Raw genomic sequence first — 23,738 nt, forward strand, 5'->3', positions numbered from 1 at the left:
CAACCGGGTTGCCGGAAAAAACAGCGACTAAACAACACTTCATTGTTTGGGACAAAAATACCTGTCCTTTATGTGGCGATAGAGTAACATAACCGTGATCCAAATAGAATACTAAACCGTACGGCAATGGCTTCCACCCCATCATCATCCCCGTGCAGCGACCTTGATCCGCCTCCCACAGCCGGCTTCCGGGTGGTGCCGCCCGAAACCGGATTTGCTTGAAGCCCACGCTGGCTCCCACCCCGTAAAACTGGCAAACTCCCCCCATGCGGCGGCGGATAATAACCACATTAAGTGCCTGTTTGCTCCTCGGCGCTCCGGCCCGCGCCGCCGATCCCGTGCATTATACCGTCAGTTTTGCTCCCTCGGGCGACGCTACACTGGACTCCCTGCTGCGCCAGACCTCCACCCTGGTGGATTTGCAACAAAAACTCCCGCCCGCGCCCTTCGCCCTCATCGGCCGCGCCCGAGCCGATGCACAGCAATTCCTCACCGTGCTGCACAGCCTGGGCTACGACGATGGCAGCGTGGACATCACCATCAACGGCGCGAAGCTGGACGATCCCGCCCTGCCCGACGCCCTCACCCAAGCCCCGTCGAGCGAAACGGAGAAAGTCCAGGTCACGCCCGCAAAGGGCGCGCGCTTCACGCTCGGCCGTGTGGACCTCCCCGGCCTGCCGCCTGGCTTCCCCCGCCCCGCCATGGTCAAACCCGGCGAGCCCGCCTTCGCCGCGCCCATCCTCGCCGCCCAGCCTGCCCTGCTCACCGCCCTGCACAATGCGGGTTACGCCTATGCCAGCGTGGGCGCGCCCGTGGCCGTGGCCGACCCGGCCACGCATCTGCTCGACGTCAGCTACAGCATCAACCCCGGTCCGCGCGTGGATATCGGCCCGATCACCTTCACCGGCCTCAAGCGCATGGACGCCGATTTCCTCCGCCGCCACATCGCCCTCGCCACCGGCCAGCTTTATTCCGACACCGCCATCCAGGCCGCGCGCGACTCCCTGATCGGGCTCGGCGTGTTCTCCTCGGTCACGCCCGAACCTCCCTCCCCGGTCAACGCCCAGGGACAGGCGCCCATCACCTTCCGCACGCTGGAGCAGAAGCGCCACGCCGTAACCTTAAGCGGCCTCTACGCCACCGATACCGGCATCAGCATTGGCACATCCTGGCTGGACCGCGATCTCTTCGGCCACGCCGAAACCCTCACCCTCTCGGCGGCGGCCAACGATCTCGGTGGCACCGGCACCACCTCGGCGGGCTATGATCTGAAAACCGCCTTCGCCAAGCCGGATTTCTACGCGCGCGGGCAAACTCTCAATCTCAGCGTCGAGTGGCTGAAGGAATCCCTCACCGCCTATAGCCGCCGCGCGCTGCTCATCGGGGCTTCGCTCAACCGGCCCATCGACCCGCAAAAAACCATCACCTTCGGCCCCAACTTCGTTTCCGAGCGCGTGGACCAGCAGGGCGTAAGCCGCAGCTATGTGCTGCTGCAATTCCCCATCAACTTCAGCTGGAACACATCGGACAGCCTTCTGGAGCCCACCCACGGCTTCAACGCCTCCCTCACCCTCACCCCCACCATGCCGATCATCGGCAAATCCCACATGTTCATCATCGCGCTGGGCTCGCTGGCGGGGTATCTGCCGGTCGAACCCGATGGGCGCGGCATCATCGCCATGCGCGGGCAGGTGGGCAGCATCCAGGGCGCGCAGCACTTCCAAGTTCCGCCCGACCAGCGCTTCTACGCGGGCGGTTCCGGCACGGTGCGCGGCTATACCTACCAGATCATCGGCCCGCTCTTCCCGGACAACACCCCCGAAGGCGGCGCGGCCATGGACGCCTTCAGTATCGAATTCCGCCAGCACATCACCAAGACCATCGGCATCGTCCCGTTCATCGATGCCGGGCAGGTCAGCGCGGGAAACGCTCCCTTCACCGGCACGCTGCGGGTGGGTGCGGGCATCGGCGCGCGCTACTACACCGGCATCGGACCGATCCGCCTCGATGTCGCCGTGCCGCTCACCCGCACGGCGGGCAGCAATGGCTTCGCGCTGTATATCGGGCTGGGAGAGGCTTTCTAATGCGCCGTGCCCTGTACCTCCTGCTTGCCCTTCTGCTCTTGCCCGTGCTGGCGGTGACAGGACTTTGCGTGGCCCTCAATACCGGCGGCGGGCGGCATTTCGCCGAAGCCGAGATCAACAGCCTCGCCGGACCAACCGTACATGTCACGGGCCTCGCGGGGCATTTCCCCGCCGACCTCAAGCTTTCCAGCCTCACACTCGCCGACAAAACTGGCCCCTGGCTCACCGGCATCTCTCTGGAACTCCGCTGGCGCCCGCTTCAACTTTTGCTTGGCACCATCGCCGTGGAGCGGCTGAGCGCCAACACGCTCACCATCACCCGCGCTCCCGCCCCCAGCGGCAAGAGCGGCGGCGGCGGCGTCAGCCTGCCGTCCCTGCATGTCCAACTCGGCCAGCTTGCCATCGGCACGCTCAACCTGCCCGCCTCGCTGGCGGGCGAGAATGTGGCGCTGCACGTCAACGGCTCGGCCGCACTGCGCGGCCTTGCCCGCGCCGCGGCAACGCTCGACGCCACAACGCCCAACAGCACGGCGCAATACCACCTCACCGCCGCGCTCGGCCCCAAAACCGCCATGCTCAGCCTGCATGTTTCCGAACCGCCGCACGGGCTGCTCGGGCATTACGCTGGGCCTTCAGTCAGCGCGCCACTACTTATCGATGCCGCACTTTCCGGCCCACGTGACGCCTCTGCCCTGACATTCGCCGCCTCGCTCGGCAGCGCCAAGCTCACCGGCACCGGCACACTCAACCTCACCCCGCGCCACCCCGGCGCCGATGTCACCTTCATGCTGCCGGACATCACCCCCTTCGCGGCGCTGGCGGGCAAGAGCTTCGGCGGCACCGCACAGTTGCACCTCACCGTGGCTGGACAGAGCGCCAACAACGCCACCCTGGCGCTGGACGGCAAGGCCGCCATCGCCAACCCGCCGAAAAACCTCGCCAAACTCCTTGGCGCGCAGGAGACGCTGACCCTGCGCGCCAAACTGCACGGCAACGCCGTCACGCTGGAGAATTTCCAGCTCACCGGCCCAGTCTTTGCCGCCACGGCCAGCGGGCGCATCGCGGCCGAGGACATGGACCTTGCCACCGGCATTACGTTCAGCGACATCTCCGCCCTCTCTCCCGGCATCTCCGGCGCCTTCCACGAGACGGGGCACATCACCGGCAAAACCGGCGATTACGCCCTCGCCGCCGAACTTGGCGGGAACATCGCGGCCCAGGGCATTCCCTCCGCGCCGTTCGACATAAAGCTCAACCTATCCCATCTCTCCGGCGCGCCCACCGGCACCATCACCGGCAGCGGCGCGGTGGAAAACGCCCCCCTTACGCTGGACGCCGCCCTCACCCACGACGACGCGGATAACGCCGCGCTAAAAATCACCACCGCCCGCTGGCGCTCGCTGGACGCCACGGCGGACCTGCATCTCGCCAAGGGGGCGGCCCTGCCCACCGGCACAGCCAATCTCGCCATCACCGCCTTGCAAGATTTCGCCCCCTTCCTGCCGCTCAAGCTACGCGGCGCGGTGCATCTCGCTCTCGCCCACCCTGACGGCCAGGATTTCAAGCTCGACGCCACCGCCAGCGGCGTGCAGGGGCTGCCCAGCCTAGGCGCGCTCGACGCCACGCTCCACGCCCAGGGGCCGGAGACCGCGCTAACCCTGCAAACCCAGCTGCAATGCGCCAGCGTGGAAAACCTCCCCGCCAGCGCCAGCCTCGCCGCCACGCTCAACCTGCCCGCCCGCAGCGCACATCTCACCCGGCTCACCGCATCCTGGCATGGGCTTACCCCCAGCCTGCTTGGCCCGGCGGACATCACCACCCAGAACGGCCTCGTCATCCGGCACCTCTCCCTCGCCGTGGCGGGCGGGCGCCTGGGGTTGGACGGCACGCTCACCCCCACCCTCGCCGCCACCACGCAGTTGCAGAACCTGCCGCTTTCAGCGGTCAAAATCTTCGACCCTAGCCTGGACGCCGCCGGCACCATCACCGCCAGCGCCAACCTCACCGGCACGCTGGCCAACCCAGGCGGCAAGCTCAGCCTGAACGCGCAGGCGCTGCACCTGAACACCGGAGCCGCCGCCTCCCTGCCGCCAGCCAGCCTCACCGGCATCGCCGCCCTCAATGCCGGGCTCGCCAATCTCGACCTCGCCTTCAATGCCGGTCCCAGCCTCGCCTTCACGGCCAAGGGCGCGGTGCCGGTCAAAGCCAAAAACGGGCTCGCTCTGCATCTCGATGGCACGGTCGATCTGCGCCTGCTGGACGCCATCATCGCCGCCCAAGGCAGCATCGCGCGCGGTAAGGCCGAGACGCATCTGTACCTTACCGGCACGCTTAGCTCCCCGCACGCCACCGGCACGCTCACCTTGGCCGATGGCAGCGTCCAGAATATCGGCTCCGGCCTCAACCTCACCAATATACAGGCGCAGTTCCTGGCCAGTGGACAAACCGTCACCTTGCAATCCCTCACCGCCCAGGCGGGTAAGGGGCAGATCACCAGCCACGGCACGCTGGACCTCGCCGCCCCAGGCATGCCGGTGGACATCGCCCTGCATGCCGACAACGCCACCCCCACCTCGTCCGACCTCGTGACGGAAACCCTGAACGGCGACCTCGCCCTGCAAGGCCAGCTGCGGGGCAATCTGGCCCTCTCCGGCAAGCTTATCCTCGACAAGGCGGTGATCAACATCCCCCACGCCTTGCCGCCCAGCGTGGCCAAGCTCACCATCCTGCGCGCGGGTGAGACACCGCCACCCCCGCCTGCACCGCCACCGCCCATCGCCCTGGCGCTGGACATCCGGGCCAAGGACCAGATCTTCATCTACGGCCAGGGGCTGTTCGCCGTGCTCGGCGGACGTGTGCGCATCACCGGCACGGCCGACAACCCCACGCCGCAAGGCGGGTTCGAGCTAGTCCGCGGCGATTTCTCCCTTGCGGGCAAGACGCTGCAATTCACCCAGGGCCGCATCACTTTCACCGGCGCCGGGTTCATGCCCACGCTGGACCTCGAAGCCACCACCACCACCTCTGACGGCACCACCGCCACGCTCATCATCGGCGGCACGGCCGAGAAACCCACCATCACCCTCACCAGCAGCCCATCTCTGCCCTCCGACGAAATCCTGGCCCGGTTGCTCTTCGGCGAGGGCACGGCAAACCTCTCCCCGTTCCAGGCGGCCTCTCTGGCGGCGGCGCTGGCGCAGCTCTCCGGGCTGGGCGCTGGGCTCAACCCGCTGGACAAGATGCGCAACGTGCTGGGGCTGGACGAACTCTCCCTCGGCGGTGGCAACGGCTCCGGCGCACCCTCCGTGCAGGCGGGGCGGTATGTCGCGCCAGGGGTATATGTGGGGGCCACCCAATCCACCACCGGCCAGGGCACCCAGGCCGATGTGCAAATAAATCTTTACAAAGGGTTAAAGTTACAAACGTCCACGGGCACCTCCACCACCACCGGTGGGCAGAGCAGCAGCGTTGGCATAACCTATCAGTTCAACTATTAACCGACTGATATATAAGCAGTTCGTTTCAGTGCCGTGCCGCATTAAATACCGTTCATTAACTCCGCCGCAAGCATTAACCGGCTAGGCTGCCCACCCGGCATCAAGCTTCAAGTGGATAAGCGGAAAAGACGGCATGAATCATCAATGCACGCATCGGCCAATGGGACGGCTCGACCCGATTACCGGGCTGCCGAACCGCATGGAATTCATGGCAAGCTACCGGCCCAAGCCCGGAGCGCAGCTGGTCATGCTCACCTTATCCGACCCCAAGCAGTTCGATGAGCTGTTGCGTGCCATCGGGCATGAACACGCGGAGGACTTCATGCGCGCCGGGGCCGTGCGACTGACCGAGGTGATGGCCCCAGCCATCGACATCTACCACATCAGCATTCTCAGCTTCGCCTTCATCATGCCCTTCGGCGCCATGCCGGATCTGCTGCACAGGATCAACGACCAGTTCAACAAGCCGCTCACCTGCGGGCGCATTCCCGTCACGGCGGACATCGCCCTCGGCGTGGCCGATTGCCAGGATGCCGACGCCGCCTTCGTGCTCCGCGCCGGGCTCGCCGCTGCGCGGGACTGCCGGGACACCGGACGGGACTGGGCCCGCTATAACCGCAAGACCGATACGGCCCATCAGCGCGGCTTTCTGCTGCTCACGCATCTCACCAGCGCCATCAAGGCGGACGACCAGCTCTATCTGCACTTCCAGCCGAAATACGACATGGCCAGCGGCGAGCCCACCAGCGCCGAGGCGCTGCTGCGCTGGCGCCACCCGGTATTCGGCAATGTCCCGCCCGCCGAGTTCGCGCCGCTGGCGGAAGCCACCGCGCATATCCACCCGCTCACCGAATGGGTGCTGCATCACGCCATCTCTCAGGCTGGGGCATGGGCCGCCAAGGGGCTGCGGCTGAACACCGCCATCAACGTCTCGCCACGCAACCTCGCCCGCCGCGGCTTTGCGGTACAAGTCGCCAAGCTGCTGAATTGCTATGGCGTCGAGCCCTCACGCATCGAACTTGAATTCACCGAGGGCGTGCTGGTCAGCAACGACCCCGTGGTGCTCGAGGAGCTGCGCGCCCTGCGCGCCACCGGCATCCGCATCGCGCTCGACGATTTCGGCACCGGCTTCGCCAATTTCAGCTACATCACGCATTTGCCCGCGGACATCATCAAGATCGACAAGAGTTTCATCCAGAAAATCACCACCGACCCGCGCGCCGCCATGGTCGTGCGCTCGCTCATCGACCTCGCGCATGAGCTGGATTACAGCGTGGTGGCCGAGGGCATAGAGTCCGAAAAAGCCTACGCCATGCTGAAATCCTGGAACTGCGACGAGGGCCAGGGCTTCTACATGAGCCCGCCAATCGACCCCACCGCCCTGGCCCTAAAGCTGAACCAGGCCCCCGCCCTCGCTTAGCGCCGCTCGCGCGTTGCGGAGAATGTCAGCTCGGGGAAGTTCTCCTTCATCCGGTTCAGCTCCCAGCTATTGCGCACCATGTACACGGGCGAGCCTTCGCGGTCCTCGCTCATCGCGCTCTTGTTCACCTCGATGAAGAATTTCAGACGCGCCGTGTCCTCCGAGAAGATCCAGCGCGCGGTATCGAACGGCGCGGGCTCGAAGGCGATCGGCACGTTGTATTCCTGCTCGATGCGGCTCGCCAGCACGTCCAACTGCAACGCGCCGACCACACCGATGATCCAGTCCGAGCCATTCATCGGCCGGAACACCTGGGTCACGCCCTCCTCGGCCAGATCCTCCAGCGCCTTCTTCATCTGCTTGGCCTTCATCGGGTCGGCCAGACGCACGCGGCGCAGGATTTCCGGCGCGAAGTCCGGGATGCCGGTGAAGCGCAGCTTCTCGCCCTCGGTCAGCGTATCGCCCACCCGCAGCGTGCCGTGGTTGGGGATGCCGATGATGTCGCCCGGGTAAGCCTCCTCGGCCAGCGAGCGGTCCTGCGCGAAGAAGAAGATCGGCGCCTGGATCGCCATCGGCTTGCCGGTGCGCGAATGCGTCAGCTTCATGCCGCGCGTGAACTTGCCCGAGCAGATGCGGGTGAAGGCAATGCGGTCACGATGCTGCGGGTCCATATTGGCCTGCACCTTGAACACGAAGCCGGTCACCGGCGTCTCGCCGGGTTCCACCACGCGCGTATCGGACTCGCGCGGCTGCGGCGGGGGCGCGTTGGCCACCAGCCCTTCAAGCAATTCGCGCACCGAGAAATCCTTCAGCGCCGAACCAAAATACACCGGCGTCAGATGCCCCTCGGCATAAGATTGCTGGTCGAATGCCGGGAAGGCGGCGCGGATCAGCTCCACATCCTCATCCAGCTGCGCCTTCTGGTCCGCCGGAATGGCGAAATCGTGAGGTGCCGCGTCCTCGCCCGGCTTGCGGGCGGAAACCAGCTTGTCGTTGCGCAGATCGTAACAGCCCTTGAACAGCCCGCCCATGCCGATGGGCCAGACCATCGGGCAGATATCCAGCGCCAGCGTGTCGGCGATCTCGTCCAGCAGCTCGAACGGGTTCTGGCCTTCGCGGTCCACCTTATTGATGAAGGTGGTGATGGGGATGTTACGCAGGCGGCAGACCTCGAACAGCTTCTTGGTTTGCAGCTCGATGCCCTTGGCCGCGTCGATCACCATCACGGCGCTATCAACCGCCGTGAGGGTCCGATACGTGTCTTCGGAGAAGTCCTCGTGGCCCGGCGTGTCCAGCAGGTTGAACACCGCGCCGCCGAATTCGAAGGTCATGACCGAGGACGTCACCGAAATGCCGCGCTGGCGTTCGATCTTCATCCAGTCCGAGCGCGTCTGGCGGCGGTCCTGGCGGGCCTTCACCATGCCCGCCTCGCGGATGGCACCGCCGAACAGCAGCAGCTTCTCGGTCAGCGTGGTCTTACCAGCGTCCGGGTGCGAGATGATGGCGAAGGTGCGCCGGGGCGGCACGCCGGGAATGGTTTCGGAAATCGGGAGGGCCTGGTCCATCGCGGCCCCCTACCAAACTTCCTGGGCTTACGCCACCTTCTCCCCGTGCCACACATTCGGCGGCGCGGCGAAAGTATGCCCTACATTGCTCCGCCATTCCTGAAATTCCGGGGCGGCACGGAACTTCACCATATGGTGGTCCACACTCTCCCACTGCACATGCAGCACGAATTTCAGCGGATTCTCCACCGAGCGCACCAGGGAGACGCCATGGCATCCCTCGGAGCGCAGGAAGGCAGGCTTGCTCTTCTCCACCCCGGCGATGAACTCCGCCTCCATCCCCGGCTTCACTTCGATTTCGGCAAATTCGGTAACCACTCGCTTTATCTCCACTCAATTAACATTCATTTAAACAGCGGCATTGTTCGCGCAGACCGACGCCCTGGGCCAGCCCTGGCTGTTCTGGGTGGCACCGCTGGGGGGCGCCATCATCTGGAAACTGCCGCAGGCAACCGACCAAGCCTGAACTTGACGTCCCCGCCAAATCTGGCGGGGACGATTTTTCAGCCACCCACGGTCTTGGCGCGCTGCTCGCCCAGGCCCTGCACGCCCATGCGCACCTCCTGGCCCGGGCGCAGGAAGACCGGCTCCGGCTTGATGCCCATGCCCACCCCCGCCGGAGTGCCAGTGGCGATGATGTCGCCCGGATGCAGGGTGAAGAACTGGCTGACATAAGCCACCAGCGTCTTCACGCCGAAGATCATGTTGGCGGTGGTGCCATCCTGGCGGCGCAGGCCGTCGATCTCGGTCCACAGCGCGAGCGCCTGCGGGTCCGGCACCTCATCCTTGGTCACCAGATACGGCCCGACCGGCCCGAAGGTGTCGCAGCCCTTGCCCTTGTCCCACTGGCCACCGCGTTCCTTCTGGTACGAACGTTCGCTCACATCGTTCACCACGCAATACCCCGCCACGTAATCCAGCGCGGCCTCCTCGCTCACATGGCTGGCCTTGGTGCCGATCACCACGCCCAGCTCCACCTCCCAATCGGTCTTGGTGCTACCGGGCGGGATCACGATGTCGTCATACGGCCCAGAAAAGGATGAGAGGGATTTAAGAAACAGAATCGGCTCCTTGGGGATCTTGCCGCCCGTCTCGGCCGCGTGGTCGGCATAGTTCAGTCCCACGCCCACGAAGTTCAGCGGGCGCGGCACGGCGGGGCCGATGCGCGGCTTCGTTTTCAGCAGCGGCAAGGTCTGCGGGTCCAGCTTGACGAGATGGGCCAGCCATTCCGGGCTCAGCTCGTCGCCGGTCACATGCACCAGCGCGTCGTCCAGAATGCGGATCTGGCCTTCCGCATCGAGCACGCCCCATTTCTCCGCGCCCGAGTCTCCGTATCGCAGCAGCTTCATTGTCCCGGCTCCTTACAATTATTATTGCGCCATACTGCGCGTGCCTGAAAAATCCTGCACACGGCGCGCAGCACAAGGCTGGGTCGCGTGCGTGTCGCGTGTCAAACTGGCAATTTCATATTACCCGTAGAGTTGAGTCGATAGAAAGAGCCAAGGGAACATGCCGCTATTCGCTATTTACGCCGTAGATAAGCCCGACACCCTGGCCATCCGGCTGGAGCATTACGCCGAGCACCGCGCTTATAACGAGGAGCAGGAAAGTGCCGGTGTGCGGACCATCTTCTCCGGCCCGCTGCAAACCGATGACGGCGAAGTGATGAACGGCTCCCTGCTGATCGTGTAAGCGGCCGACCGCGCCGCCGTGGAGCGCTATGTCGCCAACGACCCGTTCAACCGCCACGGCGTGTGGGGCGAAGTGAAGATCAGCCGCTTCCACCGGCGCAAAGGCTGACCCCAACAAAAAAGGCCGACCCTTGTGGGTCGGCCAAAACCTTTTGGTTTTTCTTTTTTGTTCGCTCCCTAAACTTGGCGGCTGACACTTTATATTGGCCTCGGCTCCCCGCGACCTGTTCAATTATGCCACACTCAGATTGTGGCGGAAAAGAGACCGGCTTGCAAGCCTCGACATGCTCTTTTCTGCATTCGAATCGGGCAAGGGGAAGTTTTTTTCATAAATTTCAGGTCAGGAGGTCTTTCAACGCCTCCGTTGCCGCGCGCAGTTCACCCGCCGCCTGGGTTGCGGAGCCTGCTTCGGTCACGCCCAGCCCATCGGCGAAGGCATTGGCGTAGCCAGCCCGATTCGCCAACGCCACCGGCAGCAGGTTCAACCCGCGCGCGGCGATCTCGGCTTCCAGCCGCTTGCGCAGGCGCGAGGCCGCGGGCGCGCGGTTGAACACCAGGGCGGTCTTGCGCTTCTCCTCGGCGGCCAGCTTCAGCGTACCCTCGGCGGCCCAAAGGTCGGGCGGGGCCGGGTTCATCGGGATCAGCACGAGGTCCGCCGCGCGAATCGCCCGGCGCGCATCACTGTCGATCACTGGCGGCGTATCGATCAGCACATAATCATAAGCCGCCTTCAGCTTTTCCAGCTCACTGGCCAGCCGCCAGCCGGAGACGCTCTCCACCTTCACCTCATGCGCCGCCTTGGCCGCGCCTTCGCGCAGCTTGCCCCACACGGTCAGGCTGCCTTGCGGGTCGATATCCAGCAGCGCCACCCGCCCATCCCCGGCCAGCGCCACAGCGAACTGCGCCGCCAGCATGGTCTTGCCCGCGCCGCCTTTTTGCTGTGCAACCGCAATTACCTTGCCCATTCGTTGAACCCTCCTGCTCTGCGTCATTAATGGCAGATTCGTTAGAAAGGCGAATGTTTTTATGAACGAATTGCTAACCCCGGCCGAGATGGCCCGCGCCGATGCCGCGGCCGGGAATGTCGCGGCGCTGATGGACGCCGCAGGCCGCGCCGTGGCCCGTGCGATCCTGCAACGCTACAAGCCCTGCAGCGTGCTGGTGCTGGCCGGGCCGGGCAATAATGGCGGGGACGGCAAAGTGGCAGCGCGTTATCTGGCCCAGGCCGGCTGGCCGGTGCGGGTGGCCGATGCCTTCACCGCCACCATCGAACAGGTCCAACGCGCCGAGCTGGTCATCGACGCCATCTTCGGCGCAGGCCTCTCGCGCGATGTCTCACCCCAGATCGCCGATCTCCTGCGCGCGGCCAAACGCATCGTGGCGGTGGATGTGCCCTCGGGCGTGGACGGCGCCACTGGCCAGGTGCGCGGCTACGCCCCGCAAGCGGAACTCACCATCACCTTCTTCCGCAAGAAGCCCGGCCATCTGCTCTACCCCGGGCGCGGCTTATGCGGTAAACTTTTGCTCCGCGACATCGGCATGCCCGAGCGCGTGCTGGAGGACATCGCCCCGCAAGCCTGGGAAAATACCCCCGCCCTGTTCACCCTGCCCAGATACGAGGCCACCAGCCACAAATACAGCGCCGGGGACGTGACGGTACTGTGCGGCGAGCTGGCCGGAGCCGCGCGCCTCGCCTGCGCCGCCGCGCGCCGAGCCGGGGCGGGCATGGTCACGCTAGCCGCCACCACACCGATGGTCCTGCCCGAAGCCGGACTGATCCTGCGGACCGACCCACTGGCCACGCTGCTGCAAGATGCCCGCCGCCACACTTGGATTGTCGGCCCCGGCCTGGGCGTGGCCCGCGCCGGGGACGCTCTGGCCCAACTCATCGCGGCGGGCAAAACCATCGTCGCCGACGCCGACGCCCTGACCGCCTGCACCGGCGCGCCCGAAAAACTGCGGGGCACCGCCATCATCACCCCGCATACCGGGGAGTTCGTCCGGGTCTTCGGCGAGATCGGCCCCAGCAAGCTGGAAGCCGCCCGCCGCGCCGCAGCTACGACCGGGACCGTGACTATATTAAAAGGTGCCGACACGGTGATCGCCGCCCCCGATGGCCGCGCCGCGATCAACACCAACGCCCCGGCTTACCTTGCCACCGGCGGGACGGGCGATGTGCTTGCGGGATTGTCCGCCGCGCTGCTGGCCCAGGGCATGCCATCGTTCGAGGCCGCCTGCGCCGCCGTATGGCTACATGGCGAGGCCGCTCGCAGCCTAGGCCCTGGGCTACTGGCCGAGGGCCTCCCCGCAGCCCTACCCCAGGTTATGGCCGCGCTCGGCTAGTCGTTTTCGGGGATCAGCGCCTCGGCGCAGGCGTCCAGAATCGCGGCGCTGTCGATCTCATATTCCCGGTACAGGCTGCCCACATCGCCCGACTGCCCGAACCGGTCCGGCCCCAACGCCATCACCCGTTGGCCGCGCACCGCGCCCAGCCAGGCATGCGCCGCCGGGTGCCCGTCCAGCACCGTGATCAGCGCCGCATCAGCCGCCAGCGGCTTGAGCAGATCCTCGACATGCGAGCCCGCCTTCACCCCCTGGCGGCGGCTGCGCTGGGCGGCGCGCCATCCGGCATAAAGCCGGTCCGGGCTGGTGATGGCGAGCAGCCCCGCCTCGGGCACATCCTCGCGCAGCACGGCGAAGGCCTTCTCCGCCTCCCCCGCCACCGCGCCCTGATAGGCGATGGCGATCGTCGCTCCCGGCTGCGGCGGCACCACCCAATGCCCGCCCGCGATCACATGCTCCGGATTCAGCACCCGCTCGGGCTGCGGCAACGCCAAGTTGGAAAGCCGCAGCCAGACCGCGCTGCCCTCTGGCTTCTGCATGTACTCAAAGGCATGGCGCAGAAGGATCGCCAACTCATCGCAATAAGCGGGCTCGAAGCTTGCCAATTTATCCTGCACCACGGCCAACAGCGGCGTGTTGGTGGCCTGATGCTGCCCGCCCTCGGGGGCAAGTGTAATGCCGGACGGCGTGGAGACCAGCAGGAACCGTGCATCCTGGTAGCAGGCATAGAACAACGCATCATGCCCACGATTCACGAACGGGTCGTACACCGTGCCCACCGGCAGCAGCCTCGCACCGTAGAAATCATGGCTCAGCCCGGCGGCGGCCAGCAGCAGGAACAAATTCTGCTCCGCGATCCCCAGCTCCATATGCTGGCCATGCGGGTCCGCGCCCCAGCGCTGCGCGCTCACCAGCTTGCCATTGCGGAACACATCCTCGCGCGTGTGCCTGTCGAACACCCCGCGCCGGTTGATCCACGGCCCCAGATTGGTGGAGACCGCCACATCCGGGCTGGTGGTAACAATCCGGCGCGACAGCGCCGCCGACTCCCCTTGCGCCCGGCCAATCTCCGAGAGGATCTCGCCAAACCCCGCCTGCGTGCTCATCTTGCGCCCCGTCACGCGCGGCTGCGGCAGCTTCTGCGGCACCGGCACCTCTTCGGCGGGCAAACGGCGGCCATGCGGGGTGAGCGGCACGGCATAGGGCACGGACTGCACAAAGCGCTCCACCGCACGCGGGTTTTCCAGCCCCTCGAACGTCTCCCACTCATGCCCCGAACGGACATGGTGCGCGGCGCGGAAGCCATCCATCTGCTCGCGCGTCATCATCCCTGCGTGGTTGTCCTTATGCCCGGCAAAGGGGAGCCCCTTGCCCTTAATGGTATAGGCCAGGAACAGGGTCGGCTGGTCGCTCTGCGCGGCGGTGGCGAAGGCGCTCGTCAGCGCCTCAAGGTCGTGCCCGCCGAGATTGGTCATCAGCGCCGCCAGCTCGTCATCGGTCAGCGGGTCGATGATCGCGCGCACGCCCCGGCTCTTGCGCAAATCCGTCAGCAGCGCATCGCGCCACGCCACCCCGCCCTGAAAGGTGAGCGCCGAATAGGTGGAGTTGGGACATTCATCCAGCCAGCCGCGCAGGCTGTAGCCGCCGGGACGGGCGAAGGCGGCCTCCAGCTTGCGGCCATATTTCAGCGTGGCGACTTTCCAGCCCATGTCGCGGAACAGCCCCTCGAACCGGCCGAACAGCCGGTCGGGCATCACCGAGTCCAGGCTCTGGCGGTTATAGTCCACCACCCACCAGACATCGCGCACATCGTGTTTCCAGCCTTCGAGCAGCGCCTCGTAGATATTGCCCTCATCCAGTTCGGCATCGCCCGCGATGGCGATGTTGCGCGCCCGCGGCGCATCCGGCGCGGTCAACCCGTGCGACTGCACGTAATCCTGGATCAGCGCGGAGAAGCTCGTCAGCGCCACGCCCAGCCCCACGGAACCGGTGGAGAAGTCGATCTCGGGCCCATCCTTGGCGCGGGAAGGATATGCCTGCGCGCCGCCGAACTGGCGCAGCGCCTTCAGCTTCTCCAGGCTCTGGCGGCCGAAGAGGTAGTTGATCGCGTGCAGCACCGGCCCGGCATGGGGCTTCACCGCCACGCGGTCCCGCGGGCGCAACGCGTCGAAATACAAAGCGGTCATGATCGTCGCCACCGAGGCGCAGGACGCCTGATGCCCGCCAACCTTCAGCCCCTCGGGGTTCGGGCGGATATGGTTGGCATGGTGGATCATCCACGAGGCGAGCCAGACCAGCTTGCGCTCGATCTGCGCCAGCGCTTCAAGTTTCCCCACGCCTTGTTCAACCGGCCGTATCTCGTTCATGGGCAAACTCTAGCGCAAAGCGCGGGTTAAGGAAATTGCGGCTTAGGCCCACCCGCGCCCCATGCCTTGCACAACCCGGCAAAACTCACTAGGTCTGCCCTCATTGGGGAGTAGCCCGCCCTCTTACGCGAGGGAGCGCACGTCAACATACTCGGGCTTTTGCCTGTGGTGTGCGCGGTGTCCAAAAGCAGGATGCTCGGCGAGACCAGCAAGCTTTTCAATCCGCCCAGGGTCTGCGGGTTGCGGGGCTTTTGCTGTCTCACCTTTGCACCCTGGAGCCGCCGAGCATGACGGGCACCAAAACAAACCAGCGATTGCGCCGCCTGGCCGCGAATACGAGCTTCGTGATGGCCCTGAGTTTGGTCGGCATCAAGGTCGCCGCCTGGGCGCTCACGGGGTCGATGGCCCTGCTGGCCGCCGCCGTGGACGGTGTCCTCGATGTCTGCACCTCCGCCGTCACCTTCATCGGCGTGCGCTATGCCGGGCGGCCGGAAGACCACAACCACCGCTACGGCCACGGCAAGGGCGAAACCCTCGCCGCCTTCCTGCAAGCCCTTCTGCTTGTTGGCGCTGGCTGCGCCCTCATCTACCAGGCGGGGGACAAGCTCATCCATCCCACTCCCCTGGCCGCACTGGAGGCCGGTGTGGCCATGACCGGCGGCAGCCTGACTGCCGTGGCCTGCCTAGTGGGGCTGCAAAGCTGGGTCATCCGGCGCACCCATTCCACGGCGATCATCGCCGACCGCCAGCATTATGTCGCCGACATCATCGTCAATATCGGCGTCCTGGTCTCGCTCGGCATCACCTGGCTCACCGGGTGGGACCGTGTCGATCCGCTCATTGGCCTCAGCTTGTCCCTCTACCTGATCTGGTGTGCCGTGGGGATCATCCGCGGGGCGCTGCATGTGCTGCTCGACGAGGAACTGCCCAAGGCCGAACGGGCGAGAATCAAGGCAGCGGTGCGCGGCTGCGCGGGCGTGGTGAACCTGCACGACCTGCGCACGCGCAACGCCAGCGACCGGCGCTTCATCGAGTTTCATCTCGAAATGGATGGCGACATCACAGTCCGGGCGGGGCACGATATCTGCGAGGCCGCGACAGAGGCGGTGCTGGCATTATATGGCGGCAATGCCGAGGTGCTCGTGCATGCCGAACCGGCGGGCATCGACGACGAGCGCCTGGACCGGCGCATCAGACCAGCTTCAAGCCCCCTCACCCGCCCCGGACCAACACCCGGCCGAGGCTGATCGAGGCGGCGAGATAGGCCGTGCCCGCGGCAAACCCCAGGCAGGCGGCATAAGGCGCGTCCCGTACCAACCCGAGGGTCAGCGCCACCAGCATACCCCCCACCGTCTGCCCCAGCAGCCGCGCCACCGAGACCATGCCGCTCGCCCCGCCGATGCGGTGCTTGGGCGCGGTGCCGATCATCGCCTTGTTGTTAGGCGGCTGAAACAGCCCGAACCCCGCCCCGGCCATGAAGATGCGCCAAGCGATGTCGAAATTTGACGGATCGGTCGGCATCAGCCGCAGGAGCAAAAACCCCGTGCCAGTGATCGCCAGCCCGATGGTGGAAAGGATGACCGCCGGGTAGCGGTCGGTGAGCCGCCCCACCACCGGCGCCACCGCCACAATGGCCAGCGGCCAGGGGGTGATGAGCAGGCCCGTCGCCACCGGGCCGCGATGCAGCTCGTTCATCAGCGCGAAGGGCATCGGAATGATGAAGAAATTGGAGGCGATAAACGCGAAGAACCCGGTGAGGAAGGCGGCACGGAACCCGCCGCGCGCCAGCAAATCCACCGGCAGCAGCGGGTCGGACTTGCCCAACTGCCGCAACACCAGCACCACTAGACTCACCGCCCCCAGGGCGATCAGCCCCAGCGTGATCCCCAGGCTGCTCTCATGCGCGAAGCGGTCGCCGCCGATGATCAGCCCGCCAAAGGCCAAGGCCAGCAGAGCGGCGCTGGCATAGTCGAACCCGCCCGGAATGCGTGGGGTATTGGGCAGCGCGGTGAGCGCGAAGTAGAACGCCGCCCCGCCCAAAGGCAGGTTGATGAGAAACAGCCACGGCCAAGTGGCGACGGCCAGCACGGCGGCGGCAATAGTCGGCCCGATGGCCACCCCCAGCCCAATGACAAGCCCATTCAATGCAATGCCCCGCCCCAAAATATGCGGCGGATAGATATAGCGCAGCAGCGCCGCGTTCACGCCCAGGATACATGCCGCACCCAGCCCCTGGAGCGCCCTGGCCGCCGCCAGCACGGGCAGCGAAGGTGCCACGGCGCAGAACACCGAGGCCACGACGAACAGCACCAGCCCCACCCGGCACAGCCGCGCATGGCCCAGCCTGTCGCCAAGTGCCGCCACAGGCAGAAGCGCTATAACGGTGATGAGCTGATAGGCGTTGACCACCCAGATGGCGGCCGAGTCCGGGCAGTTCAGGCTCACCGCGATGCGCGGCAGCGCCACATTGACCACGGTATAGTCGAGCACCGAGAGCAGCACGGCCAGCGCCAGGCCAAACATGGCGCGCTGGCGGGCTCCCTTGGGCAGGCCCTCTATAATGGTGGCGGACACCACACCCGCCTAGACGACCTCGCTCAACCGGATCGCCGCCTTGCAGCCCAACCGGATCAGCCCCGAGAGCAGCTTGTAGCCCGGCGCCAGCTCGGCCCCGTTCTCCAGCCCGATATCGCGGTGCTCCACCTCTTCGAGCCGGAATATCTCGATGGTGTCGCGCAGATCAGCCTCATTCTCGCCCAGCGAATCCCGCTGTGCGGCGTAATGCGCGTCGATGGTCTCCTCCACCGCCACTGTGCAGGCCATGGCGGCCTCGGGGCCGATTGCGGCGGTCACCGCGCCCAAAGCAAACCCGGCCACATGCCAGAACGGCAGCATCGCGGTGGGGCGCACGCGGCGCTTGGCGATCATCTCGGCGAAGGTGTCGAGATGCACTTGCTCCTGCGCCTTCATATGCTCCAGCTGGGGCCCGTGCTTGCCGCGCCCCAGCACGGCGAGCTGCCCGGCATAGATTCGCGCCGCGCCGTATTCCCCCGCATGGTCCACGCGGATGAACTTCTTGATCTCATCGCTCATCGGAACACCTTCCTCTTGCGCGCCGCATAGGTCAGCAGCGCCACGGCAAACATAAACGCCGCGGCCAAATCCATCATCGCCATGGACACCGGCAGGGCATGAACCAGATAGATTGGCCTGTCGCATGGCGTGGCGGGGACCAGCGGCAGCGGCGCGCCCGGCACCAGCGCGCCGTTGCATTCCGGCAGCGGCGAGTTCCACCAGCCGAACTCCACTCCCACATGCAGGAAGGCGATACCGGCATCGCCCAGCATCACCAGCCCGGCCAAGGCCAGCATGGCACGGGTGGATTTCGGCTTGGTCATGGTGGCCAGCAGCCCCAGCACGGCCACAATGCGATACGGCCAGCGCTCCCACAAACACAGCTCGCAGGGGGTGAGATGCAGCACATATTGCGCGAAATAGGCGACGCCCAGCGCCGCCAGCGCCACCAATGCCGTCATGGCCCCCGCGAGTTTGTGCATGCCGCCAGCCGCCGTTTACAGAATGAAGCGGGAGAGATCGCCCTTGGCCGCCAGCGGCGCCACGCGCTCGTTCACATAGGCGGCGTCCACCAGCACCGTCTCGCCCGAGCGGTCGCTGGCGGTGAAGCTGATCTCCTCCAGCAGCCGCTCGATCACGGTCGCCAGACGCCGGGCGCCGATATTCTCCACCCGGTCGTTGATGTCGTAGGCCAGCCCCGCGATGGCATCCACAGCATCATCGCTGAAGCTGAGCGTCACGTTCTCGGTCCCCAGCAGGGCAATGTACTGCTTCAGCAGCGAGTGCTCGGTATCGGTGAGAATGCGCTTGAAATCCTCGCGCGAGAGCGAGCTCAGCTCCACGCGGATGGGCAGACGCCCCTGCAACTCGGGCAACAGGTCAGACGGCTTGGCCACATGGAACGCGCCGGAGGCGATGAACAGGATATAATCCGTCTTGATCGGCCCGTATTTGGTCGAGATGGTGGTGCCCTCGATCAGCGGCAGGAGATCGCGCTGCACGCCCTCGCGAGAGACATCGCCGCCCTTGAACCCGCCCTCGGTCTTCGCGCAGATCTTGTCGATCTCGTCGAGGAACACGATGCCGTTCTGCTCGGCATGGCGCACCGCGTCCTTGGTCAGGGCCTCGGTGTCCAGCAGTTTATCGGCCTCCTCGCGCTGCAAGGCGCGCCGGGCTTCGTCCACGCGCATCTTTTTCTTCTGCGCCGGGCGGCCGAACATGCCCTTCATCATATCGCCAAGGTTGATGGCCCCGCCCTGCGGCATGTTGGGCAGGTCGATCATCCCGATCGGCGTGCCGGACGTCTCGCCCACCGCGATCTCGATCTCCTTGTCCTCCAGCTCACCGGCGCGCAGCATGCGGCGGAACTTCACGCGCGTATCGGCGGAAGCCCCCTCCCCCACCAGCGCTGTGATCAGCCGTTCCTCGGCGTTCAGTTCGGCCTTGGCCTCCACGCCCTTGCGGCTCTGCTCGCGCAGCATGGTGATGCTGGCCTCCACCAGATCGCGCACGATACTCTCCACATCGCGCCCCACATAGCCCACCTCGGTGAACTTCGTGGCCTCAACCTTGATGAACGGCGCCTGCGCCAGCTTGGCGAGGCGCCGGGCGATCTCGGTCTTGCCGCAGCCCGTCGGCCCGATCATCAGAATGTTCTTGGGCACCACCTCGTCGCGCATGTCATCGGCCAGTTGCAGGCGGCGCCAGCGGTTGCGCAGCGCGATGGCCACGGCGCGCTTGGCATCGTTCTGGCCGATGATAAAACGGTCCAACTCGGAGACGGTCTCGCGGGGCGAGTAAACGGGAGCTTCCATCAGATGGTCTCAACCACAAGGTTTTCGTTCGTGTAGATGCAGATATCCGCGGCGATCTTCATCGCCCGGCGCGCGATCTCCTCGGCCGTCAGGTCCGGCACGGTCATCAGCGCGCGGGCGGCGGAAAGGGCGTAATTGCCGCCCGAACCAATGGCGATGATGCCGTCACTAGGCTCCAGCACGTCGCCGTTGCCGGTCAGGGTATAGCCATGCTCCTTGTCGGCCACGATCAGCATTGCCTCCAACCGGCGCAGATAGCGGTCCATCCGCCAATCCTTGGCCAGTTCCACGCAGGCGCGCTCGAGCTGGTTGGGGAAGCGCTCCAGCTTCGCCTCCAGGCGCTCCAGCAGGGTAAAGGCATCAGCCGTGGCGCCCGCGAAACCCGCGATGACATTGCCATTGCCGATGCGCCGCACCTTGCGGGCGTTGCCCTTCACCACGGTATTGCCCAGGCTTACCTGGCCGTCTCCGGCCACCACCACCTGCCCATTGCGCCGCACGGAGAGGATTGTCGTCCCGTGCCAACCGATCGGATCATGATGTTCTGTCATGGTGTGAGACATGGCACCTGCCCCAAGCCTTGCCAAGACCTGCCTCAATTCGGACAAACTGGCGCGCGAATGTATCGTTATGCAATATAGTTCAAGTAACGCTTGTTTGGCGCTTCCGGCGCGCGCAAAAAACTGCTAACGCCGACCATCGTTTTTCAGACTGAACCATTCATGACCCCCCCTACCGATTCTGATCTTCTCCCCGGGCTCGGCCAGCGCGTTAAACTGCTGCGCGCCCGCCGCGGCATGACCCGCCGCATCCTGGCCGAGGAGGCTGGCGTTTCCGAGCGCCATCTCGCCAATCTCGAATCCGGCACCGGCAACATTTCCGTGCTGGTGCTGGCGCATGTCGCCTCGGCGCTGGATTGTTCGCTGGCCGAGCTGCTGGGCGACGAAACCACCGCCACGCCGGAATGGCTGATGATCCGCCGCCTGCTGCACGGGCGCGAGCCACGCGAATTGACCGAGGCGCACCGCGTCCTCTCCGACCTGTTCGGCGCCTCGGGGGCCGCGCAGAATCGCCGCCACCGCATCGCGCTGGTGGGCCTGCGCGGGGCCGGCAAGTCCACCCTGGGCCAAATGGCCGCGGCGGAGCTTGGCGTGCCCTTCATCGAGTTGCGTGACGAGATCACCCGACTCGCCGGCTGCGCCCCAATTGAGATCCAGGCGCTGTACGGCTCCAACGCCTATCGCCGCTACGAGCGCCAGGCCCTCGAGGAAACGCTGCGCCAGCACGATTCCTGCGTCATCGCCACGGCGGGCGGGCTGGTGGGCGACACAGCCAATTTCGAGCTGCTGCTGAACAGCTGCTTCACCGTGTGGCTGCAAGCCGAACCCGAGGACCACTTCAACCGCGTGCTCGCCCAGGGCGACCAGCGGCTGATGCCGGGCAACCGCAACGGCATTGACGACATCCGCCTGACCCTGGAAAGCCGCGCCAGCTTCTACGCCAAGGCCGATTGCTCCTTCTACACCTCGGGCAAAACATTGGAGGAAGCCTTCACAGGGCTGATGGCCCTGCTGCGGCAGCGCACCGGAGGCGATCTGCCAGCCCCCGGCCATGACAGCAAATCCCCACTACACCCCTGACTGGGCGGGCCGTACCGCCGCCGCCGAGGCGGATTACGCCCGCGCCCAGACGCAATGCGCCGCCGCTTTACTGGGCAGCACCGCCTACCGCGCGGCGCAGGAGCAGCTTGCCGCCGCGCGCGAGGCGCTGAGGCTGGCCCGCCTGGGGCGCTTCCCCCGCATCGCCGATTACGCGGCCTTTCTCTTCGCCGGACTTGAAGCCGGGGAGGATGGCTTCTTCGTCCTCCCCGATTTCGGCGAGTTCACAACCATCGAGCAGGCCGACGCCGCCTATGCCCGCGCCCAGCAACGCCAGCGCGAGGGGCTGATGGCGCGCGAAACCCGGCTGCAAACGGGGCAGCCGCCGGGGCTTGCCGCCTTCGCCAATGCCCACGAGGTAATCTCCACCTGGCGGCTGTTCGGCACCGAACGGGAGGGCGTGGAATGCATGGCCAGCTTCCATGAGGCGGCGGGGCTCTACCATGTTTGCCTTGCGCATCACTGGGGCAGGCTGCACCGCCAGTCCAACGAAACATTCCGCCGCATCGCCACCCAGCTCGCGCGCGAGGGCATCCTGCTGCTCGCCCCGGAGGCCGCGCCAGTCTTCCAGCCCGACGGCCATCGCCTGGCGCGCAACCGCGAGCTGATCCGCACAGCCAACGCCCTGGCGGGGCGCTTCCGCTTCTACCGGCACCTGCTGCCCGAGCGCGGCCTGCGCGAGGAATTCGCGCGTGTGGACATGGTCTGGAACGGCGCCGCTTTCATCGACCCGGACTGGTCCGCCGTGCTGTACAGCACGTTGCCCGAGGCCCTGTACCTCGCCGCCGCCAGCCCGGCGCCCGCACCGCGCCTTGGCGCTAGCTGAACCCGGTTTTCATCCCACCCCGAATCTGGGCAGACTGGGCGGGAAACCCCAAGGTGGAACCACATGCCCGCGCCCAAAGCCTATCTCGCCGGACCGGACGTCTTTCTGCCCAATGCCGCGGCGCAGGCCGAGGCGAAGATCGCCATCTGCGCCCGCCACGGGCTTACCGGCATCTCGCCCTTCAACCCGGCGCTCGATACCTCCCCGCCCCCGGAAACGCTCTGGCGGCGGATCTATCTCGACGACATCGCCATGATGCAGGGTTGCGGCCTCATCATCGCCAATCTCACGCCATTCCGCGGCGCCTCGGCCGATGCCGGCACGCTGGTCGAGCTTGGCTGGTTTCTCGGACGGGGGCTGCCGGTATTCGGCTACTCCAACAACACGGAGGATTTCGCCGCCCGCTCCCTGGCGCAGATCACAACAAGCCCCGACTCCAACCCCGGCATGGCGGTGGAGAATTTCGGGCTGGCGGATAACCTGATGATCCAGGGCGCGGTGGAATATGGTGGCGGGATCGGCCTGACCCTGCCGCCGGACGGCCTCTCCCGGCCCTTCGACGCTCTGGACGTGTTCGAACTCTGCGTGGCCGAGGCCGCGCGGAAGCTTACGGGTTAAGCTTGTAACCGCCGCTCTCGGTCAACAGCAGGCGCGAGACCGTCGGGTCGGGCTCGATTTTCTGGCGCAGCCGGTACACATGCGTCTCGAGCGTATGCGTCGTCACCGCCGCGTTATAGCCCCACACCTCGTTCAGCAGCACCTGGCGCGAGACCGGCTTGCCCTCCGCCCGGTACAGGAATTTCAGGATCGCGGTTTCCTTGTCGGTCAGGCGGATGCGCTTGCCGCTGGCATCGGTAAGCTGGCGCGCCGAGGGGCGGAACGTGTACGGCCCGATGGTGAAGGTCGCGTCCTCCGAGGTTTCGAAGCTGCGCAGCTGCGCCCGCAGCCGGGCCAGCAGCTCGTTCAGGCGGAACGGCTTGGCGATGTAGTCATTCGCCCCGGAATCCAGCCCGCGCACGATGTCGGCCTCCTCGGCCGAGCCGGTGAGCATGATGATCGGCGACTTGAACCCCTTGTCGCGCAGGCGGCGGCAGAAATCGCGGCCATCGCCATCGGGCAGCCCCACGTCGAGCAACACCGCATCGTAGCGCGCTCCCGGCGCGTCAAGCTTCGTCTCGGCGGCGGAGAGGCAGTTGGCCTGATCGGGCGCGAACTCGCCATCCAGCTCAAGCTGCTCGATCAGCGCCGAACGCAGAGCCTCGTCATCGTCAACCACGAGAATCGGACGTTGGGCGGACATGAAAAGCCTCCTTGCTACTTGAGCCCGACCATACAGAATTTTACCGCCCCTGAAAGCCTCTCTGGCCAGACGCCCCGCCCCGCCCTATTTGTTGACACG

General features: G+C 65.9%; 20 protein-coding genes and 1 riboswitch. Of the genes, 9 read left to right on the forward strand and 11 right to left on the reverse strand.

Annotated elements, in window-relative coordinates; translation table 11 throughout:
* Positions 1-302: 302 nt before the first annotated feature.
* From HNP71_RS07350 to HNP71_RS07360, 3 genes are all read left to right on the forward strand, one after another.
* Positions 303-2,084 carry an autotransporter assembly complex protein TamA gene (locus HNP71_RS07350; RefSeq protein ID WP_246344118.1) on the forward strand — a complete coding sequence of 594 codons (1,782 nt, stop codon included), beginning with the start codon at positions 303-305 and terminating at the stop codon, positions 2,082-2,084.
* Entirely contained in the window at positions 2,084-5,581 is a 3,498-nt protein-coding gene (locus tag HNP71_RS07355) for a translocation/assembly module TamB domain-containing protein (RefSeq protein WP_183266241.1), read from the forward strand. Before HNP71_RS07350 ends, HNP71_RS07355 begins: the two co-directional genes overlap by 1 nt.
* Positions 5,582-5,714: 133 nt before the next feature.
* Entirely contained in the window at positions 5,715-7,001 is a 1,287-nt protein-coding gene (locus HNP71_RS07360; RefSeq protein ID WP_183266242.1) for a putative bifunctional diguanylate cyclase/phosphodiesterase, read from the forward strand.
* On the opposite strand, the gene HNP71_RS07365 is transcribed toward HNP71_RS07360, so the two are convergent.
* The 3 genes from HNP71_RS07365 to HNP71_RS07380 form a co-directional block, all read right to left on the reverse strand.
* Positions 6,998-8,566: a peptide chain release factor 3 gene (locus HNP71_RS07365; protein ID WP_183266243.1), complete on the reverse strand. Its 1,569-nt coding sequence runs from the start codon at positions 8,564-8,566 to the stop codon at positions 6,998-7,000. The genes HNP71_RS07360 and HNP71_RS07365 overlap by 4 nt on opposite strands.
* A gap of 27 nt (positions 8,567-8,593) precedes the next feature.
* A complete protein-coding gene (locus HNP71_RS07370) occupies positions 8,594-8,884 on the reverse strand; it encodes an antibiotic biosynthesis monooxygenase (protein WP_183266244.1) in 291 nt (96 codons plus the stop codon).
* 185 nt (positions 8,885-9,069) lie between these two features.
* Positions 9,070-9,915: a fumarylacetoacetate hydrolase family protein gene (locus tag HNP71_RS07380; RefSeq protein WP_183266245.1), complete on the reverse strand. Its 846-nt coding sequence runs from the start codon at positions 9,913-9,915 to the stop codon at positions 9,070-9,072.
* A gap of 160 nt (positions 9,916-10,075) precedes the next feature.
* On the opposite strand from HNP71_RS07380, the gene HNP71_RS07385 reads away from it, so the two are divergent.
* Positions 10,076-10,258 (forward strand): YciI family protein, encoded by a 183-nt coding sequence (locus HNP71_RS07385; protein ID WP_183266246.1) that lies wholly within the window; start codon positions 10,076-10,078, stop codon positions 10,256-10,258.
* Between the two features lie 334 nt (positions 10,259-10,592).
* Here the strand turns inward: HNP71_RS07385 and parA are convergent, their stop codons facing one another.
* Positions 10,593-11,222, reverse strand: coding sequence for a ParA family partition ATPase (gene parA, locus HNP71_RS07390; RefSeq protein WP_183266247.1), 630 nt, complete (start codon positions 11,220-11,222; stop codon positions 10,593-10,595).
* A gap of 61 nt (positions 11,223-11,283) precedes the next feature.
* Here parA and HNP71_RS07395 point away from each other — a divergent pair, with 61 nt between their 5' ends.
* A complete protein-coding gene (locus HNP71_RS07395; RefSeq protein WP_183266248.1) occupies positions 11,284-12,600 on the forward strand; it encodes an NAD(P)H-hydrate dehydratase in 1,317 nt (438 codons plus the stop codon).
* Here the strand turns inward: HNP71_RS07395 and HNP71_RS07400 are convergent.
* Positions 12,597-14,966: a transketolase gene (locus HNP71_RS07400; protein WP_183266249.1), complete on the reverse strand. Its 2,370-nt coding sequence runs from the start codon at positions 14,964-14,966 to the stop codon at positions 12,597-12,599. The two genes, HNP71_RS07395 and HNP71_RS07400, sit on opposite strands and share 4 nt — an antisense overlap.
* A gap of 93 nt (positions 14,967-15,059) precedes the next feature.
* Positions 15,060-15,240: riboswitch (yybP-ykoY riboswitch) on the forward strand.
* A 13-nt stretch (positions 15,241-15,253) separates the two neighbouring features.
* On the opposite strand from HNP71_RS07400, the gene HNP71_RS07405 reads away from it, so the two are divergent.
* Positions 15,254-16,213: a cation diffusion facilitator family transporter gene (locus HNP71_RS07405; RefSeq protein ID WP_183266250.1), complete on the forward strand. Its 960-nt coding sequence runs from the start codon at positions 15,254-15,256 to the stop codon at positions 16,211-16,213.
* On the opposite strand, the gene HNP71_RS07410 is transcribed toward HNP71_RS07405, so the two are convergent.
* Genes HNP71_RS07410 through hslV form a run of 5 tightly spaced genes read right to left on the reverse strand, consistent with a single transcriptional unit; the run spans position 16,179 to position 20,406 of the window.
* On the reverse strand, positions 16,179-17,489 hold the full coding sequence (locus HNP71_RS07410; protein WP_183266325.1) for an MFS transporter: 1,311 nt from the start codon (positions 17,487-17,489) through the stop codon (positions 16,179-16,181). The genes HNP71_RS07405 and HNP71_RS07410 overlap by 35 nt on opposite strands.
* Positions 17,490-17,549: 60 nt before the next feature.
* The gene (locus tag HNP71_RS07415; protein ID WP_183266251.1) at positions 17,550-18,059 is read right to left on the reverse strand and encodes a demethoxyubiquinone hydroxylase family protein; all 510 of its coding nucleotides are present in this window, start codon (positions 18,057-18,059) and stop codon (positions 17,550-17,552) included.
* Positions 18,056-18,523 (reverse strand): disulfide bond formation protein B, encoded by a 468-nt coding sequence (locus HNP71_RS07420; RefSeq protein ID WP_183266252.1) that lies wholly within the window; start codon positions 18,521-18,523, stop codon positions 18,056-18,058. Before HNP71_RS07420 ends, HNP71_RS07415 begins: the two co-directional genes overlap by 4 nt.
* Before the next feature lie 15 nt (positions 18,524-18,538).
* The gene (hslU, locus tag HNP71_RS07425) at positions 18,539-19,855 is read right to left on the reverse strand and encodes an ATP-dependent protease ATPase subunit HslU (protein ID WP_183266253.1); all 1,317 of its coding nucleotides are present in this window, start codon (positions 19,853-19,855) and stop codon (positions 18,539-18,541) included.
* Positions 19,855-20,406, reverse strand: coding sequence for an ATP-dependent protease subunit HslV (gene hslV / locus HNP71_RS07430; protein WP_183266254.1), 552 nt, complete (start codon positions 20,404-20,406; stop codon positions 19,855-19,857). Before hslV ends, hslU begins: the two co-directional genes overlap by 1 nt.
* A 171-nt stretch (positions 20,407-20,577) precedes the next feature.
* On the opposite strand from hslV, the gene HNP71_RS07435 reads away from it, so the two are divergent.
* The 3 genes from HNP71_RS07435 to HNP71_RS07445 all read left to right on the forward strand — a co-directional run bounded on the left by HNP71_RS07435 (position 20,578) and on the right by HNP71_RS07445 (position 22,957).
* The gene (locus HNP71_RS07435) at positions 20,578-21,495 is read left to right on the forward strand and encodes a helix-turn-helix transcriptional regulator (RefSeq protein WP_183266255.1); all 918 of its coding nucleotides are present in this window, start codon (positions 20,578-20,580) and stop codon (positions 21,493-21,495) included.
* Positions 21,467-22,339: a hypothetical protein gene (locus tag HNP71_RS07440; RefSeq protein WP_183266256.1), complete on the forward strand. Its 873-nt coding sequence runs from the start codon at positions 21,467-21,469 to the stop codon at positions 22,337-22,339. Before HNP71_RS07435 ends, HNP71_RS07440 begins: the two co-directional genes overlap by 29 nt.
* A gap of 63 nt (positions 22,340-22,402) precedes the next feature.
* Positions 22,403-22,957, forward strand: coding sequence for a nucleoside 2-deoxyribosyltransferase (locus tag HNP71_RS07445; protein ID WP_183266257.1), 555 nt, complete (start codon positions 22,403-22,405; stop codon positions 22,955-22,957).
* Here HNP71_RS07445 and HNP71_RS07450 read toward each other — a convergent pair.
* Positions 22,947-23,639, reverse strand: a complete 693-nt coding sequence (locus HNP71_RS07450) for a response regulator transcription factor (RefSeq protein WP_183266258.1) — start codon at positions 23,637-23,639, stop codon at positions 22,947-22,949. The genes HNP71_RS07445 and HNP71_RS07450 overlap by 11 nt on opposite strands.
* Positions 23,640-23,738 lie beyond the last annotated feature (99 nt).

The organism is Acidocella aromatica, from assembly GCF_014201825.1.
Taxonomy (GTDB): domain Bacteria; phylum Pseudomonadota; class Alphaproteobacteria; order Acetobacterales; family Acetobacteraceae; genus Acidocella; species Acidocella aromatica.